The organism is Nonomuraea muscovyensis (assembly GCF_014207745.1).
In the GTDB taxonomy this organism is placed as follows: Bacteria; Actinomycetota; Actinomycetes; order Streptosporangiales; family Streptosporangiaceae; genus Nonomuraea; species Nonomuraea muscovyensis.
Window position 1 is genome coordinate 495,186 of sequence record NZ_JACHJB010000003.1, and the last position, 14,026, is coordinate 509,211.

General features: G+C 66.4%; 24 protein-coding genes. All 24 read left to right on the plus strand.

The annotated features are described in order from the left end of the window. Positions 1-52 precede the first annotated feature (52 nt). Entirely contained in the window at positions 53-427 is a 375-nt protein-coding gene (gene rpsL / locus FHU36_RS34070; protein WP_020542315.1) for a 30S ribosomal protein S12, read from the plus strand. 2 nt (positions 428-429) lie between these two features. Continuing rightward, positions 430-900 carry a 30S ribosomal protein S7 gene (gene rpsG / locus FHU36_RS34075; protein WP_020542314.1) on the plus strand — a complete coding sequence of 157 codons (471 nt, stop codon included), beginning with the start codon at positions 430-432 and terminating at the stop codon, positions 898-900. A gap of 90 nt (positions 901-990) precedes the next feature. After that, entirely contained in the window at positions 991-3,039 is a 2,049-nt protein-coding gene (fusA, locus tag FHU36_RS34080; protein ID WP_221497081.1) for an elongation factor G, read from the plus strand. A gap of 163 nt (positions 3,040-3,202) precedes the next feature. Next, the gene (tuf, locus tag FHU36_RS34085) at positions 3,203-4,396 is read left to right on the plus strand and encodes an elongation factor Tu (RefSeq protein ID WP_101783539.1); all 1,194 of its coding nucleotides are present in this window, start codon (positions 3,203-3,205) and stop codon (positions 4,394-4,396) included. 274 nt (positions 4,397-4,670) lie between these two features. Beyond that, entirely contained in the window at positions 4,671-4,979 is a 309-nt protein-coding gene (gene rpsJ, locus FHU36_RS34090; RefSeq protein ID WP_012887830.1) for a 30S ribosomal protein S10, read from the plus strand. A 14-nt stretch (positions 4,980-4,993) separates the two neighbouring features. Beyond that, positions 4,994-5,647 carry a 50S ribosomal protein L3 gene (rplC, locus tag FHU36_RS34095; protein ID WP_185088187.1) on the plus strand — a complete coding sequence of 218 codons (654 nt, stop codon included), beginning with the start codon at positions 4,994-4,996 and terminating at the stop codon, positions 5,645-5,647. Continuing rightward, on the plus strand, positions 5,644-6,306 hold the full coding sequence (rplD, locus tag FHU36_RS34100; RefSeq protein WP_185088188.1) for a 50S ribosomal protein L4: 663 nt from the start codon (positions 5,644-5,646) through the stop codon (positions 6,304-6,306). The genes rplC and rplD overlap by 4 nt, the downstream gene beginning before the upstream one ends. A 5-nt stretch (positions 6,307-6,311) precedes the next feature. Further along, a complete protein-coding gene (gene rplW / locus FHU36_RS34105; protein WP_219601697.1) occupies positions 6,312-6,614 on the plus strand; it encodes a 50S ribosomal protein L23 in 303 nt (100 codons plus the stop codon). Between the two features lie 105 nt (positions 6,615-6,719). After that, entirely contained in the window at positions 6,720-7,556 is an 837-nt protein-coding gene (gene rplB / locus FHU36_RS34110; RefSeq protein WP_101783543.1) for a 50S ribosomal protein L2, read from the plus strand. Positions 7,557-7,567: 11 nt separating this feature from the next. Continuing rightward, positions 7,568-7,846, plus strand: coding sequence for a 30S ribosomal protein S19 (rpsS, locus tag FHU36_RS34115; protein ID WP_185088189.1), 279 nt, complete (start codon positions 7,568-7,570; stop codon positions 7,844-7,846). 28 nt (positions 7,847-7,874) lie between these two features. Further along, positions 7,875-8,228 carry a 50S ribosomal protein L22 gene (gene rplV / locus FHU36_RS34120; protein ID WP_101783545.1) on the plus strand — a complete coding sequence of 118 codons (354 nt, stop codon included), beginning with the start codon at positions 7,875-7,877 and terminating at the stop codon, positions 8,226-8,228. Continuing rightward, a complete protein-coding gene (rpsC, locus tag FHU36_RS34125) occupies positions 8,228-9,073 on the plus strand; it encodes a 30S ribosomal protein S3 (protein ID WP_185088190.1) in 846 nt (281 codons plus the stop codon). The genes rplV and rpsC overlap by 1 nt, the downstream gene beginning before the upstream one ends. A gap of 2 nt (positions 9,074-9,075) precedes the next feature. Then, complete coding sequence (gene rplP, locus FHU36_RS34130) at positions 9,076-9,495, plus strand: 50S ribosomal protein L16 (RefSeq protein ID WP_101783547.1); 420 nt, start codon at positions 9,076-9,078, stop codon at positions 9,493-9,495. Further along, positions 9,495-9,731, plus strand: coding sequence for a 50S ribosomal protein L29 (gene rpmC, locus FHU36_RS34135; protein ID WP_080047279.1), 237 nt, complete (start codon positions 9,495-9,497; stop codon positions 9,729-9,731). The genes rplP and rpmC overlap by 1 nt, the downstream gene beginning before the upstream one ends. Then, on the plus strand, positions 9,724-10,029 hold the full coding sequence (gene rpsQ / locus FHU36_RS34140; protein WP_101783548.1) for a 30S ribosomal protein S17: 306 nt from the start codon (positions 9,724-9,726) through the stop codon (positions 10,027-10,029). Before rpmC ends, rpsQ begins: the two co-directional genes overlap by 8 nt. A 187-nt stretch (positions 10,030-10,216) precedes the next feature. Then, a complete protein-coding gene (rplN, locus tag FHU36_RS34145) occupies positions 10,217-10,588 on the plus strand; it encodes a 50S ribosomal protein L14 (RefSeq protein WP_043623452.1) in 372 nt (123 codons plus the stop codon). Then, a complete protein-coding gene (gene rplX / locus FHU36_RS34150; protein WP_185088191.1) occupies positions 10,588-10,890 on the plus strand; it encodes a 50S ribosomal protein L24 in 303 nt (100 codons plus the stop codon). The genes rplN and rplX overlap by 1 nt, the downstream gene beginning before the upstream one ends. Then, complete coding sequence (gene rplE / locus FHU36_RS34155; RefSeq protein WP_101783550.1) at positions 10,890-11,465, plus strand: 50S ribosomal protein L5; 576 nt, start codon at positions 10,890-10,892, stop codon at positions 11,463-11,465. The genes rplX and rplE overlap by 1 nt, the downstream gene beginning before the upstream one ends. 2 nt (positions 11,466-11,467) lie before the next feature. Further along, the gene (locus tag FHU36_RS34160; RefSeq protein WP_020542298.1) at positions 11,468-11,653 is read left to right on the plus strand and encodes a type Z 30S ribosomal protein S14; all 186 of its coding nucleotides are present in this window, start codon (positions 11,468-11,470) and stop codon (positions 11,651-11,653) included. Between the two features lie 187 nt (positions 11,654-11,840). After that, positions 11,841-12,239, plus strand: coding sequence for a 30S ribosomal protein S8 (rpsH, locus tag FHU36_RS34165; RefSeq protein WP_138670600.1), 399 nt, complete (start codon positions 11,841-11,843; stop codon positions 12,237-12,239). 16 nt (positions 12,240-12,255) lie between these two features. After that, complete coding sequence (gene rplF / locus FHU36_RS34170) at positions 12,256-12,798, plus strand: 50S ribosomal protein L6 (protein WP_185088192.1); 543 nt, start codon at positions 12,256-12,258, stop codon at positions 12,796-12,798. Between the two features lie 2 nt (positions 12,799-12,800). Further along, positions 12,801-13,184 carry a 50S ribosomal protein L18 gene (gene rplR, locus FHU36_RS34175; protein WP_101783552.1) on the plus strand — a complete coding sequence of 128 codons (384 nt, stop codon included), beginning with the start codon at positions 12,801-12,803 and terminating at the stop codon, positions 13,182-13,184. Positions 13,185-13,211: 27 nt separating this feature from the next. Next, entirely contained in the window at positions 13,212-13,841 is a 630-nt protein-coding gene (gene rpsE / locus FHU36_RS34180; RefSeq protein ID WP_049572667.1) for a 30S ribosomal protein S5, read from the plus strand. Between the two features lie 2 nt (positions 13,842-13,843). Beyond that, on the plus strand, positions 13,844-14,026 hold the full coding sequence (gene rpmD, locus FHU36_RS34185) for a 50S ribosomal protein L30 (RefSeq protein WP_020542293.1): 183 nt from the start codon (positions 13,844-13,846) through the stop codon (positions 14,024-14,026).

A 14,026-nucleotide genomic window follows, 5' to 3' on the forward strand; every position in this document is an offset into this window, starting at 1 on the left:
GCGAATCGCACAACATGACGTAACACCGGCCCAGGCACGAAACGGAGTGGCAGTGCCCACTATTCAGCAGTTGGTCCGCAAGGGCCGGCAGGACAAGGTCTCCAAGACCAAGACTCCTGCCCTCAAGGGGAGTCCGCAGCGGCGCGGCGTGTGCCAGCGCGTCTACACCACTACCCCGAAGAAGCCCAACTCGGCACTGCGCAAGGTGGCCCGTGTCCGGCTCACCAACGGCATCGAGGTCACGGCCTACATCCCCGGTGTGGGCCACAACCTGCAGGAGCACTCCATCGTGCTCGTGCGTGGCGGTCGAGTGAAGGACCTGCCGGGTGTTCGCTACAAGATCATCCGCGGTTCGCTGGACACCCAGGGTGTCCGCAACCGCAAGCAGGCCCGTAGCCGCTACGGCGCGAAGAAGGAGAAGAGCTAACAATGCCTCGTAAGGGTTCTCCTGGCCGTCGTCAGCTCATGGCTGACCCGGTTTACAGCTCGCCGCTGGTGACCGCCCTGATCAACAAGGTGCTCCTGGACGGCAAGCGCTCCATCGCGCAGTCGATCGTCTACGGCGCCCTCGAAGGCTGCAGGGAGAAGACGGGCAACGACCCGGTCGTCACCCTCAAGCGTGCGCTCGACAACGTCAAGCCGACCCTCGAGGTCCGCAGCCGCCGTGTCGGTGGCGCGACCTACCAGGTGCCGGTCGAGGTGCGCGCCGCGCGCAGCACCACCCTGGCTCTGCGCTGGCTGGTGCAGTACTCCCGCGCCCGCCGCGAGAAGACCATGACCGAGCGCCTCATGAACGAGCTCCTGGACGCCAGCAACGGCCTCGGGGCGAGTGTCAAGAAGCGCGAGGACACCCACAAGATGGCCGAGTCCAACAAGGCCTTCGCCCACTACCGCTGGTAACCCCGGCGGGTTCGACGAGACGACGAGGACGCGAGAGAAGTGGCCACCACGACCGCTCTTGACCTGGCCAAGGTCCGCAATATCGGGATCATGGCCCATATCGACGCGGGCAAGACCACCACGACCGAGCGCATCCTGTTCTACACCGGCATCAACTACAAGATCGGTGAAGTCCACGAGGGCGCTGCCACCATGGACTGGATGGAGCAGGAGCAGGAGCGCGGCATCACGATTACGTCGGCCGCGACGACCTGCGAGTGGGCCGGTCACACCATCAACATCATCGACACGCCCGGCCACGTCGACTTCACCATCGAGGTGGAGCGTTCGCTCCGCGTCCTCGACGGCGCCGTCGCCGTGTTCGACGGTGTCGCGGGTGTCGAGCCGCAGTCGGAGACGGTGTGGCGCCAGGCTGACCGCTACGACGTGCCCCGCATCTGCTTCGTGAACAAGATGGACCGGGTCGGCGCGGAGTTCCACCGCTGCGTCGACATGATGGTCAGCCGCCTGGGCGCGACCCCGGCGGTCATCCAGCTGCCGTTGGGCGTTGAGGCCGACTTCAAGGGCGTCATCGACCTCATCAAGATGAAGGCCTACCTCTGGAGCGCCGAGGCGGCCAAGGGCGAGATGTACGACACCGTCGACATCCCGGCCGACCACGCCGAGGCCGCCCGTGAGTGGCGCGACCGGCTGATCGAGACCGTCGCCGAGAACGACGACGAGCTGATGGAGCTCTTCCTCGAGGGCACCGAGCCCACCGAGGAGCAGCTGGTCGCGGCCATCCGCCGCGCCACGCTGGGCAGCGCCATCAACCCGGTCCTGTGCGGCACCGCGTTCAAGAACAAGGGCGTGCAGCCCCTGCTCGACGCGATCGTCGCCTACCTCCCCGCGCCGACCGACATCCCGGCCTTCAAGGGCCACGCGGTCGGCAACGAGGAGCAGGAGATCGAGCGGCACGCGGACCCGACCGAGCCGTTCTCCGCCCTGGCCTTCAAGATCGCCAGCGACCCGCACCTGGGCAAGATCACCTACATCCGCATCTACTCGGGCACGCTCGAGGCCGGTTCACAGGTCATCAACTCTGTGAAGGGCAAGAAGGAGCGGATCGGCAAGATCTACCAGATGCACGCCAACAAGCGCGAGGAGCGCCCGTCGGCGATTGCCGGTCAGATCGTCGCCGTGATGGGTCTGAAGGACACCACCACCGGTGACACCCTGTCCGACCCGGCCAACCAGGTCGTGCTCGAGTCGATGACGTTCCCGGCTCCGGTCATCAACGTCGCCATCGAGCCCAAGACCAAGGGCGACCAGGAGAAGCTGTCGACCGCGATCCAGCGGCTGGCCGAGGAGGACCCGTCCTTCCAGGTCCGCCGTGACGAGGAGACCGGCCAGACGGTCATCTGGGGCATGGGCGAGCTTCACCTCGAGATCCTCGTGGACCGTATGCGCCGCGAGTTCAGGGTCGAGGCCAACGTCGGCCGTCCGCAGGTCGCCTACCGCGAGACCATCCGCCGCAAGGTGCAGAAGGTCGACTACACCCACAAGAAGCAGACCGGTGGTTCCGGTCAGTTCGCGCGGGTCATCATCGACCTGGAGCCGCTGGGCGAGGGCAACGACGGCTACGAGTTCGAGAACAAGGTCACGGGCGGTCGCGTCCCGAGGGAGTACATCCCCTCGGTCGACGCCGGCGCCCAGGAGGCTGCCGAGTTCGGCGTGCTGGCCGGCTACCCGATGGTGGGCGTGAAGGTGACGCTGACCGACGGTGCGGCGCACGACGTCGACTCCTCCGAGATGGCCTTCAAGATCGCCGGCTCGATGGCCTTCAAGGAGGCCGCGCGCAAGGCTGACGCTGTGCTCCTCGAGCCGATGATGGCCGTTGAGGTCACCACGCCCGAGGATTACATGGGTGACGTCATCGGTGACCTCAACGGTCGCCGCGGGCAGATCCAGGCGATGGACGAGCGGGCCGGTGCCCGTGTCGTCCAGGCGCTCGTACCGCTGTCTGAGATGTTCGGCTACGTGGGTGACCTGCGTAGCAAGACGCAGGGGCGCGCGAGCTACAGCATGCAGTTCGACTCCTACGCTGAGGTGCCCCCGGGCATCGCCAAGGAGATCGTCGCGAAGGCCCGGGGCGAATAGTCTCGGGACCCTATGGCCGGACGCCGGGAGACCGGCGGCCGGCCGCCAACGGGGCTTCGGCCCCTGGCTGGGCGGTGCGAGCCGCCCCGCCGTTTAGGGATTCGGGATTACCCGGGCCCGAGTGTGTAGACGAAAGTCAGTCAGATTCTCAAGGAGAGAACCAGTGGCTAAGGCCAAGTTCGAGCGGACCAAGCCGCACATGAACATCGGCACCATTGGGCACATCGACCACGGCAAGACCACGCTGACCGCGGCGATCACCAAGGTGCTTCACGACCGTTTCCCGGAGCTGAACAAGGCTACGCCGTTCGACAAGATCGACAAGGCGCCCGAGGAGAAGGCTCGCGGTATTACGATCTCCATCGCGCACGTCGAGTACCAGACCGAGAAGCGCCACTACGCCCACGTGGACTGCCCCGGTCACGCTGACTACGTGAAGAACATGATCACCGGTGCCGCTCAGATGGACGGCGCGATCCTCGTGGTCGCCGCCACCGACGGCCCGATGCCGCAGACGAAGGAGCACGTCCTCCTGGCCCGCCAGGTCGGCGTCCCCTACATCGTCGTGGCCCTCAACAAGTCCGACATGGTGGACGACGAGGAGATCCTGGAGCTCGTCGAGCTCGAGGTCCGCGAGCTCCTGTCCGCTCAGGAGTTCCCCGGCGACGACCTGCCGGTCGTCCGCGTCTCCGCGCTCAAGGCTCTTGAGGGCGACGAGAAGTGGGCCGACAGCATCATCGAGCTGATGAACGCCGTCGACGAGAACGTCCCCGAGCCCCCGCGTGAGACGGAGAAGCCGTTCCTCATGCCGGTCGAGGACGTCTTCTCGATCACCGGTCGCGGCACCGTCGTCACCGGTCGTATCGAGCGCGGCATCGTCAAGGTCAACGAGCAGGTCGACATCATCGGCATCAAGCCGGAGAAGACGACCACCACCGTCACCAGCATCGAGATGTTCAACAAGATGCTCGACGAGGGTCACGCGGGCGACAACGCCGCGCTGCTGCTCCGCGGCATCAAGCGCGACGACGTCGAGCGCGGCCAGTGCATCATCAAGCCGGGCACGACCACCCCGCACACCGAGTTCGAGGGCCAGGTCTACATCCTGTCCAAGGACGAGGGCGGCCGCCACACGCCGTTCTTCAACAACTACCGCCCGCAGTTCTACTTCCGTACGACTGACGTGACCGGTGTCGTGCACCTCCCCGAGGGCACCGAGATGGTCATGCCGGGCGACAACACCGAGATGCGCGTTGAGCTGATCCAGCCCATCGCCATGGAGGAAGGCCTCAAGTTCGCGATCCGTGAGGGTGGCCGCACCGTCGGCGCCGGTCGGGTCACGAAGATCATCAAGTAGCACGATCGCGGGGTGGCGGTCGGCCCCGGAGACAGGGCCGGCCGCCGCACCACGAGAGGGACAGGAGCTCCGGCTCCCGCCCCTCGGCTCCACGCCAAAGCCGTGATCTCGCAGTCGCTTCGGAAGTGACCGAAGTAACTGCCGGATCACGGAAGAAAAGGCAGATCGACTGCGTCTGCTTCGTGGAGCTTCGCGGGCTCACACCCGCGGCACTACAGCGGCAACAGGCCGCACGATACTTTTTCAGACGACAGCGAAGGACACCGAGGCCACTATGGCGGGACAGAAGATCCGCATTCGGCTCAAGGCCTATGACCACGAGGTCATCGACAGCTCGGCCAAGAAGATCGTCGAGACGGTGACGCGGACTGGCGCGAAGGTCGCAGGCCCGGTGCCGCTGCCGACCGAGAAGAACGTGTACTGCGTCATCCGCTCGCCGCACAAGTACAAGGACAGCCGCGAGCACTTCGAGATGCGCACGCACAAGCGGCTGATTGACATCATCGACCCGACGCCCAAGACCGTCGACTCGCTCATGCGGCTCGACCTCCCCGCGGGCGTCGACATTTCGATCAAGCTCTGAGGGATCACACTGACATGGCTAAGACGATCAAGGGCGTCCTGGGCAAGAAGCTCGGCATGACCCAGGTCTTCGACGCGGACAACCGGATGGTTCCGGTCACCGTGGTCGAGGCCGGTCCGTGTGTGGTGACCCGCGTCCGCACGGCAGACAAGGACGGCTACTCCGCCATCCAGCTCGGCTTCGGGCAGGTCGACCCCCGGAAGGTCAACAAGCCGCTCGGCGACTACCTGCGCAAGCACGACATCACCCCGCGCCGTTACTTCGCGGAGATCCGCACCGACGACGCGAGCGACTACACCCTGGGCCAGGAGCTGCTGGCCGACACCTTCGAGGCCGGCCAGTTCGTCGACGTGACGGGCAAGAGCAAGGGCAAGGGCTTCGCCGGTGTCATGAAGCGGCACGGCTTCGGTGGTCTGGGCGCGTCGCACGGTACGCAGCGCAAGCACCGCTCGCCGGGTTCCATCGGTGGCTGCGCCACCCCGGGCCGCGTTTTCAAGGGTCTGCGCATGGCCGGTCGGATGGGTAACGTCCGCACCACCGTGCAGAGCCTGAAGGTTCATTCCGTTGACGCCGAGAAGGGCCTCATCCTGATCAAGGGTGCGATCCCCGGTGCCAACGGCAGTCTGGTCCTCGTCCGCACCGCTGCCAAGAAGGGGGCTGCCAAGTGACCACCATTGACGTCCTCGACGCCAGCGGCGCCAAGACCGGCACCGTCGACCTGCCCGAAGACATCTTCGGCGCCAAGGTCAACGTTCCTCTCATCCACCAGGTCGTCGTGGCCCAGCTCGCCGCTCGCCGGCAGGGCACCCACAAGGCCAAGACCCGTGGTGAGGTCCGAGGCGGCGGCAAGAAGCCGTACCGCCAGAAGGGCACCGGCCGCGCCCGTCAGGGCTCGACCCGCGCCCCGCAGTTCGCCGGCGGTGGCGTCGTCCACGGCCCGGTTCCGCGTGACTACGCGCAGCGCACGCCCAAGAAGATGAAGGTCGCCGCCCTGCGCGGGGCCCTGTCCGACCGGGCCGGCGGCGGTCGCGTGCACGTGGTGAGCGGTCTGGTCACCGGCGAGACGCCGAAGACCCAGGCGGCCCTGCAGGCCCTTCGTAAGATCACTCAGGCCAAGACCGTGCTCGTCGTGGTCGACGAGGCCGACGAGCTGACCTGGCTGAGCCTGCGCAACGCTCCCGAGGTCCATCTGCTGGACGCGGGGCAGCTCAACACCTACGACGTGCTCGTCCACGACGACGTGGTCTTCACCCAGGAGGCGTACGACCAGGTCGTGGCGCGTCTGTCGGCGGGTTCGGCCGAGCAGAGTGAGAAGGAAGACGCCTGATGAGCATGGAGAGGGTCGTCGACCCGCGCGACATCATCATCAAGCCCGTCGTCTCCGAGAAGAGCTACGGCCTGATCGATGAGAACAACAAGTACACGTTCCTGGTGAAGAAGACCGCGAACAAGACCCAGGTCAAGATCGCCGTTGAGCAGATCTTCGGGGTCAAGGTCACCAGCGTGAACACCATCAACCGGCAGGGCAAGCGCAAGCGCACCCGCACCGGCTTCGGCAAGCGTCCCGACACCAAGCGCGCGATCGTGAGCCTGGTGGAGGGCGATCGGATCGACATCTTCGGTCAGATCGGCTAGCAGCCATAGATGTAAAGCGGGCCGCATGGTCCGTAGCGGGCAGAGACCGTCGCACCTCGGTGCGGCGGGCTCACCCATGTAACCGACGAAGGATGAACGAAAAAGATGGGCATCCGTAAGTACAAGCCGACGACTCCGGGTCGCCGTGGCTCGAGTGTCTCGGACTTCTCCGAGATCACGCGCAGCACGCCCGAGAAGTCGTTGCTTGCGCCCCTTCACAACAAGGGCGGCCGCAACGTACACGGCCGGGTCACCGCGCGCCACCAGGGCGGCGGTCACAAGCGCGCCTACCGGATCATCGACTTCCGTAGGCATGACAAGGACGGCATTCCGGCGAAGGTCGCTCACATCGAGTACGACCCCAACCGCACCGCCAACATCGCTCTGCTGCACTACGCCGACGGCGAGAAGCGCTACATCATCGCGCCGACCGGCCTCAAGCAGGGCGACCGCATCGAGAACGGCCCCGCGGCCGACATCAAGCCGGGCAACTGCCTGCCGCTGCGCAACATTCCGACCGGTACCTTCATCCACGCGGTGGAGCTCCGTCCGGGTGGCGGCGCCAAGCTCGGCCGTTCCGCGGGCGCCCAGATCCAGCTGCTCGCGAAGGAAGGCCAGTACGCCACGCTGCGTATGCCGTCCGGCGAAATGCGCATGGTCGACGTGCGCTGCCGGGCCTCGGTCGGCCAGGTCGGCAACGCCGAGCAGGCCAACATCAACTGGGGCAAGGCCGGCCGCATGAGGTGGAAGGGCAAGCGCCCGACCGTCCGCGGTGTCGCGATGAACCCCGTCGACCACCCGCACGGTGGTGGTGAGGGCAAGACCTCCGGTGGTCGTCACCCGGTCAACCCCAAGGGCAAGCCTGAGGGCCGTACCCGCCAGGCGAACAAGGCCAGCGACCGGCTGATCATCCGACGTCGGAGCAAGAGGAAGAAGCGGTAGGAGCAGCCGAAATGCCACGTAGCCTTAAGAAGGGTCCCTTCGTGGACGACCACCTCGCCAAGAAGGTGGACGCCCAGAACGAGAAGGGCACCAAGAACGTCATCAAGACGTGGTCGCGGCGCTCCATGATCGTGCCTGACATGCTCGGGCACACGATCGCCGTTCACGATGGTCGCAAGCACGTCCCGGTGTTCGTCACCGAGGCCATGATCGGCCACAAGCTGGGAGAGTTCGCCCCGACGCGCACCTTCCGCAGCCACGTCAAGGAAGACCGCCGCAGCCGGCGATAGCAGCCTTCAGAAGTAAGAGGAGTAAGCGATGGAAGCCAGGGCTCAGGCGCGGTTCGTCCGCGTCACGCCCCAGAAGGCCCGCCGCGTGGTGGACCTTATTCGCGGGCTGCCCGCTTCGGAGGCGCAGGCCGTGCTGCAGTTCGCTCCCCAGACGGCGAGCGAGCCGATCTACAAGGTGCTCTCCAGCGCCATGGCGAATGCAGAGCACAACTTCAACCTCGACCCCCAGACGCTGGTTGTCAGCCGCGCGTGGGTCGACGAGGGCCCGACGCTGAAGCGGTTCCGTCCGCGTGCCCAGGGTCGTGCCTATCGGATCAACAAGCGGACGAGCCACATCACCGTGATCGTGGAGTCCCGCGAGCCGAAGGGAAGGACCCGATAGTGGGCCAGAAGGTTAACCCGCACGGGTTCCGCCTCGGCATCACGACCGACTTCAAGAGCCGGTGGTACGCCGACAAGCTGTACAAGTCGTACGTCGCCGAGGACGTGGCGATCCGCCGCATGCTGCAGAAGGGCATGGAGCGGGCCGGCATCTCCAAGGTCGAGATCGAGCGCACGACCGACCGCGTCCAGGTCGACATCCACACCGCGCGTCCGGGCATCGTCATCGGCCGCCGCGGCGCGGAGGCCGACCGCATCCGCGGTGACCTGGAGAAGCTGACCAAGAAGCAGGTCCAGCTCAACATCCTCGAGGTGAAGAACCCCGAGATCGACGCCCAGCTCGTCGCGCAGGGCGTCGCCGAGCAGCTCTCCAGCCGCGTGTCGTTCCGGCGTGCCATGCGCAAGGCCATGCAGTCGGCCATGAAGAGCGGCGCCAAGGGCATCCGGGTGCAGTGCTCGGGTCGTCTGGGCGGCGCCGAGATGTCGAGGTCGGAGTTCTACCGCGAGGGCCGCGTGCCGCTGCACACCCTCCGCGCGGACATCGACTACGGCTTCTACGAGGCCCGCACCACCTTCGGCCGCATCGGCGTGAAGGTGTGGATCTACAAGGGTGAGGCCGCGACCAGCCGCGCCGAGCGTGAGGCGGCTGCCGCCGGTGCTCGCGCCGGCCAGCGTCGCGAGCGTGACGACCGTAGGGGTGGCGGCGACCGTCCCCGTCGCGGTGGCGCCGGTGGCGGCGCCCGCCGTGGTGGCGGCCGAGGTGACCGTGCCCCCAGGACAGAGGCGGCCGCGCAGGCCGCCCCCGAGACCGGCCCGGCTGCGCAGCCGGGTGCTGAAGGGAGCTGACCATGCTGATCCCGCGCAGGGTCAAGCACCGCAAGCAGCACCGGCCTGACCGCAGCGGAGCCGCCAAGGGCGGCACGAGGGTCGTGTTCGGCGAGTTCGGCATCCAGGCGCTTGAGCACTCCTATGTGACCAACCGCCAGATCGAGTCCGCCCGAATCGCGATGACCCGTCACATCCGCCGTGGCGGCAAGGTGTGGATCAACATCTACCCCGACCGTCCGCTCACCAAGAAGCCTGCCGAGACCCGCATGGGTTCCGGTAAGGGTTCGCCCGAGTGGTGGATCGCCAACGTCAAGCCCGGACGCGTGATGTTCGAGCTGTCCGGCGTGGCGGAGCCGATCGCGCGCGAGGCACTTCAGCGCGCGATCCACAAGCTGCCGATGAAGTGCAAGATCGTTAAGCGTGAAGTGGGTGAGGCGTGATGGCTAAGGGCCTGACCGCCGGCGAGCTGCGAGTGGAGGACCAGGACACCCTGGTCCAGAAGCTGAAGGAAGCCAAGGAGGAGCTGTTCAACCTCCGCTTCCAGGCGGCGACCGGTCAGTTGGAGAGCCACGGGCGGCTGCGTGCTGTCCGCCGCGAGATCGCCCGTATCTACACCGTGATGCGCGAGCGTGAGCTCGGCATCGTCACGGTCGAGAAGGAGACGAGCGATGGCTGAGACCGAGACCACCGAGACCACCCAGGCCGCTGAGGAGACCGCCGAAGGGCGTCACTTCCGCAAGGTCCGTGAGGGCCTGGTCGTCAGCGACAAGATGGACAAGACCGTCGTCGTCGCCGTCGAGGACCGGGTCAAGCACCGGCTGTACGGCAAGGTCATCCGCCGTACGACCAAGTACAAGGCGCACGACGAGTCCAACGCCTGCGGCGTGGGCGACCGTGTGCTTCTGATGGAGACTCGGCCGCTGTCGGCCACCAAGCGGTGGCGGGTCGTCGAGATCCTCGAGAAGGCCAAGTAGCCCTTCTCGGATATACCGCGCCTCGTGGGGGGTGGAGACACCCCCCATGACGGTGTCCAAGGACGTGAGACCTCTCGCGTCGCCTGCGGTGCGGCCCCTCCGGGGGCTGTGGCCGGAGGAACAAGACAACAGCAGGTTCCGCCAGGCTCACGCGAGTGAGAACCGGCGCGACTAACAGGAGTAGAACGTGATCCAGCAGGAGTCGCGGCTCAAGGTCGCCGACAACACGGGTGCCAAGGAGATTCTCTGCATCCGTGTTCTCGGTGGCTCGGGCCGACGCTACGCCGGTATCGGCGACGTCATCGTCGCCACTGTCAAGGACGCGCTGCCCGGCAGCACGGGCGTCAAGAAGGGCGACGTGGTCAAGGCCGTCGTCGTCCGCACGGTCAAGGAGCGCCGCCGGCCCGACGGCTCCTACATCCGTTTCGACGAGAACGCCGCCGTCATCATCAAGGACAGCGGTGACCCTCGCGGCACCCGTATCTTCGGCCCGGTCGGCCGTGAGCTTCGTGACAAGAAGTTCATGCGCATCATCTCGCTCGCGCCGGAGGTGCTGTGATGTCGAAGCTGCACGTGAAGAAGGGTGACCTCGTTCAGGTCATCGCCGGCAAGAACAAGGGTGCCAAGGGTCGCGTGATCGCCACCCACCCGGGCGACGAGCGCGTGGTGGTCGAGGGCGTCAACATGATCACCAAGCATGGCAAGGAGACCCACCAGGGTCCGCGCGGCGCCAAGACCGGCGGCGTGCAGACCATGGAGGGCCCCATCCATGTGAGCAACGTGAAGAAGCTCAAGGACGACAAGCCCGCCGACAAGAAGGCCGATGAGAAGAAGGCCGACGAGACGGGTGAGGACAGCTGATGACCGCCACGACCACAGAGACCGAGCGCCCGACGCCGCGCCTCAAGACGAAGTACCGCGAGGAGATCGCGGCCCAGCTTCGTGAGCAGTTCGGCATCGAGAACGTCATGCAGATCCCCGGCCTGGTGAAGATCAAGGTCAACATGGGTGTCGGCGAGGCGGCTCGTGACTCCAAGCTCATCGAGGGCGCCGTTCGCGACCTGACCGTGATCACGGGTCAGAAGCCGGCCGTCGTCCGCGCCCGCAAGTCCATCGCCCAGTTCAAGCTGCGCGAGGGCATGCCGATCGGCGCGCACGTCACGCTTCGCGGCGACCGCATGTGGGAGTTCCTCGACAGGCTGCTGTCGCTGGCGCTGCCCCGCATCAGGGACTTCCGCGGCCTGTCGCCCAAGCAGTTCGACGGCAACGGCAACTACACCTTCGGTCTGACCGAGCAGGTCATGTTCCACGAGGTCGACCAGGACAAGGTGGACCGGCCGCGAGGCATGGACATCACGATCGTGACCACCGCGAAGAACGACGACCAGGGCCGGGCGCTGCTGAAGCTCCTCGGGTTCCCCTTCAAGGAGGCCTGATCATGGCGAAGAAGTCGCTGATCGCCAAGGCGGGGCGCAAGCAGAAGTTCGAGGTCCGGGCCTACACGCGGTGCTCCCGCTGTGGTCGGCCGCGCGCCGTCTACAGGAAGTTCGGCCTGTGCCGCGTGTGCTTCCGTGAGATGGCGCACCGGGGCGAGCTGCCTGGCATCACCAAGTCCAGCTGGTAGCTAGTCTTGGGGGCGGCGCCACCGTCGCCCCCAAGCGGCTCATCAGCGGGCCGTACATATTCACTGTCAAACCCAGGGTGCTCCGACGCGGAGCGCCCATGACCGCGCCGAAGGTCCACCGGCAGAGCAGTGCTGACGCACTGGACGCTTGGCCGACTGGAAACCGCGGCGAGGAAGGCCACTGGCCATGACGATGACCGACCCGATCGCAGACATGCTCACGCGTCTGCGTAACGCGAATTCGGCATACCACGAAAGCGTGTCGATGCCGTACTCCAAGATCAAGGCGCACATCGCCGAGATCCTCCAGCAGGAGGGTTACATCCAGGCTTGGACCGTCGAGGACGCCAAGGTTGGCAAGAACCTCGTGGTGGAGCTCAAGTTCGGGCCGACCCGTGAGCGGTCGCTGGCGGGCCTGCGCCGGGTGTCGAAGCCCGGTCTGCGGGTCTATGCGAAGAAGGACAACCTGCCCCGCGTCCTGGGAGGGCTGGGCGTCGCGATCATCTCGACGTCCCACGGTCTCATGACGGACAAGCAGGCCGGCAAGCGTGGCGTGGGCGGGGAAGTCCTCGCCTACGTCTGGTAGAGGGGAGGAACCCAGCATGTCGCGAATCGGACGGCTGCCCATCCCTGTGCCCAACGGCGTTGACATCACGATCAACGGCCGGGATGTCCAGGTCAAGGGCCCGAAGGGCACGCTTTCTCACAAGGTCGCCGAGCCCATCGTCGTGGCTCGGGACGATGACGGCACCATCGCCGTCTCCCGGCCCAACGACGAGAACAAGGTCCGTGCGCTGCACGGTCTGTCCAGGACGCTCATCGCCAACATGGTGCAGGGCGTCACCCAGGGTTACTCCAAGACCCTTGAGATCGTCGGTGTCGGTTACCGCGTCCAGGCCAAGGGGCCGACGCAGCTGGAGTTCGCGCTGGGCTTCAGTCACCCGGTCATCGTGGACGCCCCCGAGGGCGTCACCTTCCGCGTTGAGAAGCCGACCCTGTTCCACGTGGACGGCATCGACAAGCAGAAGGTCGGCGAGGTCGCGGCCAACATCCGCAAGCTGCGCAAGCCCGACCCGTACAAGGGCAAGGGCGTGCGCTACCAGGGCGAACAGATCCGCCGCAAGGTCGGAAAGGCTGGTAAGTAGGCATGGCTCCGAAGACTGCGTTCAGCAAGCACACGGCTGCCCGCACCGTCTCGCGGGCCCGCCGTCACCGCCGCGTCCGCAAGAACGTCGTCGGCACGACCGCGCGTCCGCGTCTGGTCGTCAACCGTTCGACCCGTCACATGTTCGTCCAGATCGTGGACGACACCGTCGGCCACACGCTGGTCAGCGCGTCCACCATGGACCCCGCGCTGCGCTCGCTCGAGGCGGACAAGACGGAGAAGGCCAAGAAGGTCGGCGAGCTCCTCGCTCAGCGGGCCAAGGAAGCCGGGATCACCGCTGTCGTGTTCGACCGTGGTGGCAACCGCTACGCCGGGCGCATCGCCGCCCTGGCGGACAGCGCCCGCGAAGGTGGGCTCGAGTTCTGATATGGCAACTGAGATGAGGAACCACTGATGGCTGCAGCTCCGCGTCGCGGTGGCGGCACCGGTGGCGAGCGGCGGGACCGTCGTGACGATCGCCGCGGTGGCGCCGCCGACAAGGGCGTCTCGTACATCGAGCGCGTAGTGAAGATCAACCGAGTGGCCAAGGTCGTGAAGGGTGGTCGTCGCTTCAGCTTCACCGCCCTCGTCGTCGTCGGCGACGGCAACGGCCTGGTCGGTGTCGGCTACGGCAAGGCCAAGGAAGTCCCCGCGGCCATCGCCAAGGGTGTCGAAGAGGCGAAGAAGCACTTCTTCAAGGTGCCTCGCATCCAGGGCACGATCCCGCACACCGTGCAGGGCGAGGAGGCGGCCGGTGTCGTCTTCCTGCGTCCGGCCTCGGCCGGTACCGGCGTCATCGCCGGTGGCCCGGTGCGTGCGGTCCTGGAGTGCGCGGGCATCCACGACGTGCTCTCCAAGTCGCTCGGCTCCGACAACCCGATCAACATCGTGCACGCCACCGTGGCGGCTCTGAAGGGCCTCTCCCGGCCCGAGGAGATCGCCGCCCGCCGTGGCCTGCCGATCGAGGACGTCGCGCCGGCCAGGATGCTCAAGGCTCAGCGTGAGGGCATCGCCGAGGCCGCCGCGGCGAAGGCGGTGAGCTAGTCATGGCACGCCTGAAGATCACTCAGGTTCGCTCGAAGATCGGTGGCAAGCAGAACCAGCGTGACTCGCTGCGTTCGCTTGGCCTGAAGCGAATCGGCGATGTCGTCGTCAAGGAGGACCGGCCCGAGATTCGCGGGATGGTCGCCGTGGTGACGCACCTCGTCGAGGTGGAAGAGGTCGACTAG

What these genes read in the sequence shown, in the direction of transcription:
- rplV (WP_101783545.1), top strand. Translation starts at nt 7,875, where the DNA reads ATGGAAGCCAGGGCTCAGGCGCGGTTCGTCCGCGTCACGCCCCAGAAG.
- rplE (WP_101783550.1), top strand. Translation starts at nt 10,890, where the DNA reads ATGACCGCCACGACCACAGAGACCGAGCGCCCGACGCCGCGCCTCAAG.
- rpsS (WP_185088189.1), top strand. Translation starts at nt 7,568, where the DNA reads ATGCCACGTAGCCTTAAGAAGGGTCCCTTCGTGGACGACCACCTCGCC.
- rplX (WP_185088191.1), top strand. Translation starts at nt 10,588, where the DNA reads ATGTCGAAGCTGCACGTGAAGAAGGGTGACCTCGTTCAGGTCATCGCC.
- rplC (WP_185088187.1), top strand. Translation starts at nt 4,994, where the DNA reads ATGGCTAAGACGATCAAGGGCGTCCTGGGCAAGAAGCTCGGCATGACC.
- rpsQ (WP_101783548.1), top strand. Translation starts at nt 9,724, where the DNA reads ATGGCTGAGACCGAGACCACCGAGACCACCCAGGCCGCTGAGGAGACC.
- rplR (WP_101783552.1), top strand. Translation starts at nt 12,801, where the DNA reads ATGGCTCCGAAGACTGCGTTCAGCAAGCACACGGCTGCCCGCACCGTC.
- rpmD (WP_020542293.1), top strand. Translation starts at nt 13,844, where the DNA reads ATGGCACGCCTGAAGATCACTCAGGTTCGCTCGAAGATCGGTGGCAAG.
- fusA (WP_221497081.1), top strand. Translation starts at nt 991, where the DNA reads ATGGCCCATATCGACGCGGGCAAGACCACCACGACCGAGCGCATCCTG.
- FHU36_RS34160 (WP_020542298.1), top strand. Translation starts at nt 11,468, where the DNA reads ATGGCGAAGAAGTCGCTGATCGCCAAGGCGGGGCGCAAGCAGAAGTTC.
- rpsE (WP_049572667.1), top strand. Translation starts at nt 13,212, where the DNA reads ATGGCTGCAGCTCCGCGTCGCGGTGGCGGCACCGGTGGCGAGCGGCGG.
- rpsJ (WP_012887830.1), top strand. Translation starts at nt 4,671, where the DNA reads ATGGCGGGACAGAAGATCCGCATTCGGCTCAAGGCCTATGACCACGAG.
- rpsH (WP_138670600.1), top strand. Translation starts at nt 11,841, where the DNA reads ATGACGATGACCGACCCGATCGCAGACATGCTCACGCGTCTGCGTAAC.
- rplF (WP_185088192.1), top strand. Translation starts at nt 12,256, where the DNA reads ATGTCGCGAATCGGACGGCTGCCCATCCCTGTGCCCAACGGCGTTGAC.
- rplB (WP_101783543.1), top strand. Translation starts at nt 6,720, where the DNA reads ATGGGCATCCGTAAGTACAAGCCGACGACTCCGGGTCGCCGTGGCTCG.
- rplW (WP_219601697.1), top strand. Translation starts at nt 6,312, where the DNA reads ATGGAGAGGGTCGTCGACCCGCGCGACATCATCATCAAGCCCGTCGTC.
- rpmC (WP_080047279.1), top strand. Translation starts at nt 9,495, where the DNA reads ATGGCTAAGGGCCTGACCGCCGGCGAGCTGCGAGTGGAGGACCAGGAC.
- rpsG (WP_020542314.1), top strand. Translation starts at nt 430, where the DNA reads ATGCCTCGTAAGGGTTCTCCTGGCCGTCGTCAGCTCATGGCTGACCCG.
- rplP (WP_101783547.1), top strand. Translation starts at nt 9,076, where the DNA reads ATGCTGATCCCGCGCAGGGTCAAGCACCGCAAGCAGCACCGGCCTGAC.